A 2,241-nucleotide genomic window follows, 5' to 3' on the forward strand; every position below is an offset into this window, starting at 1 on the left:
AAGCCTCCGGCCTATCCTACACATCGGATGACCGGGATCAATGCTAAGCTATAGTAAAGGTTCACGGGGTCTTTTCGTCCCATCGCGGGTAATCGGCATCTTCACCGATACTACAATTTCACTGACTTCATGGTCGAGACAGCGTCCGGATCATTACACCATTCGTGCAGGTCGGAACTTACCCGACAAGGAATTTCGCTACCTTAGGACCGTTATAGTTACGGCCGCCGTTTACCGGGGCTTCAATTCTGGGCTTCCTCCTTGCGGAGTGACCCCTCCTCTTAACCTTCCGGCACCGGGCAGGTGTCAGGCTGTATACTTCTTCTTTCGATTTCGCACAGCCCTGTGTTTTTGTTAAACAGTTGCCTGGACCTATCCACTGCGCCTCTCCCGGAGGAGAGGACCCTTTTTCCCGAAGTTACAGGGTCAATTTGCCTAGTTCCTTAACCATGAATCGCTCAACGCCTTAGTATTTTCTACCTGTCTACCTGTGTCGGTTTGCGGTACAGGTGCCCCAAAAATATGCTTAGCGGATTTTCCAGGGAGTCTGATTACCGGCGCTATTGGACGCCCCCGAAAGGGCTTCCATACTGTCAGGGTCGGCTCGCGGTCCGGATTTGCCTGGACCGTTCCGCGCCTACGCCCTTCAACGGAGTATTCCGTAACTCCGCGGCCGTTTCACTCCTCCGTCTCCACATCGCTCCTTGGGGCAGTAACGGAATATTGACCGTTTCTGCCATCGCCTGCTCCTTTCGGATGAGGCTTAGGACCTGACTTACCCCGGGATGACTGACATTGCCCGGGAAACCTTAGACTTCTGGCGGAAGGGGTTCTCACCCTTCTAATCGTTACTTATACCTACATTTGCTTTTCCACACGCTCCAACGTTCCTTCCGGAACGTATTCAACGCATCTGGAATGCTCCCCTACCGATACTTTCTTTAATTCTATCCCGTGTCTTCGGTATCCGGCTTATACCCGATTATTATCCATGCACGGACCCTCGACTAGTGAGCTGTTACGCACTCTTTGAATGAATGGCTGCTTCCAAGCCAACATCCTAGCTGTCATAGGGACCACACTTCGTTAGACTAACTTAGCCGGAATTCCGGGACCTTAGACGACGGTCCGGATTCTTCTCCTCTCGGGGACGGACCTTAGCACCCGCCCCCTTACTGCATAACTGCGGCCCGCACGCATTCGGAGTTCGTCAGGACGCGACAGGCGGTGAAGCCCTCTTGTCCTATCGGTCGCTCTACCTCATGCGGGGATCGTTACACGCGGCACCTAAATGCCTTTCGGGGAGTACGAGCTATCTCCAAGTTTGATTGGCCTTTCACTCCTACACTCATCTCATCGAGAAGCTTTTCAACGCTTATTCGTCCGGACCTCCATCCCGTGTTACCGGGACTTCATCCTGGACAAGTGTAGATCACTTGGTTTCGCGTCTGCCTCCTCCGACTCTGCGCCCTCTTCAGGCTCGCTTTCACTGCGGCTCCCCGGATTATGCCGGTTAACCTTGCCGGAGACGGCAACTCGTAGGTTCATTATGCAAAAGGCACGCCGTCACCGATCGCTCGGCTCCGACCGCTTGTAGGCGCATGGTTTCAGGAACTCTTTCACTCCCCTTGATCGGGGTGCTTTTCACCTTTCCTTCACAGTACTCGTTCACTATCGGTCTCACACCGTATTCAGCCTTACCGGATGGTCCCGGCCGGTTCACGCAGAATTTCTCGTGCTCCGCGCTACTCAGGATTCCACTACACTCCCCTGCGGTTCGCCTACGGGACTTTCACCCTCTGTTGTCCTGCTTTCCGGCAGGTTCGGCTCCCGTGCGGGATATGACACCGTGGTCCTACTACCCCCGCGGGGCATTGCTACCTCACGGGTTTGGGCTCCTCCCCGTTCGCTCGCCACTACTGGGGGAATCATTGTTTATTTTCTCTTCCTCCGGGTACTAAGATGTTTCAGTTCCCCGGGTTGGCCTCCCGTTCTTGACGGGATAGGTAACCTTCAGTTACCTGGGTTGTCCCATTCGGACATCTCCGGATCACAGATCATTTGCATCTCCCCGGAGCTTTTCGCAGCTTATCACGTCCTTCATCGCCAGTGTGAGCCAAGGCATCCGCCATGCGCCCTTTCCTACTTTCCTCTGCTTGGTCTCCCCCGCGCTTCCCTTACGGGTCCGCCGGGGAGATTCATAGTTCATACTTCTGACTGCGCTTCCCGCCTTGCCTCTTC

General features: G+C 54.6%; 1 rRNA gene. It reads right to left on the bottom strand.

The features are described 5' to 3' along the window. Nucleotides 1-2,152, bottom strand: a 23S ribosomal RNA gene (locus ACYRYG_RS13190); the annotation flags it as partial. Between the last annotated feature and the right edge of the window lie 89 nt (nucleotides 2,153-2,241).

The sequence above is a fragment of the Segatella asaccharophila genome (assembly GCF_054687055.1).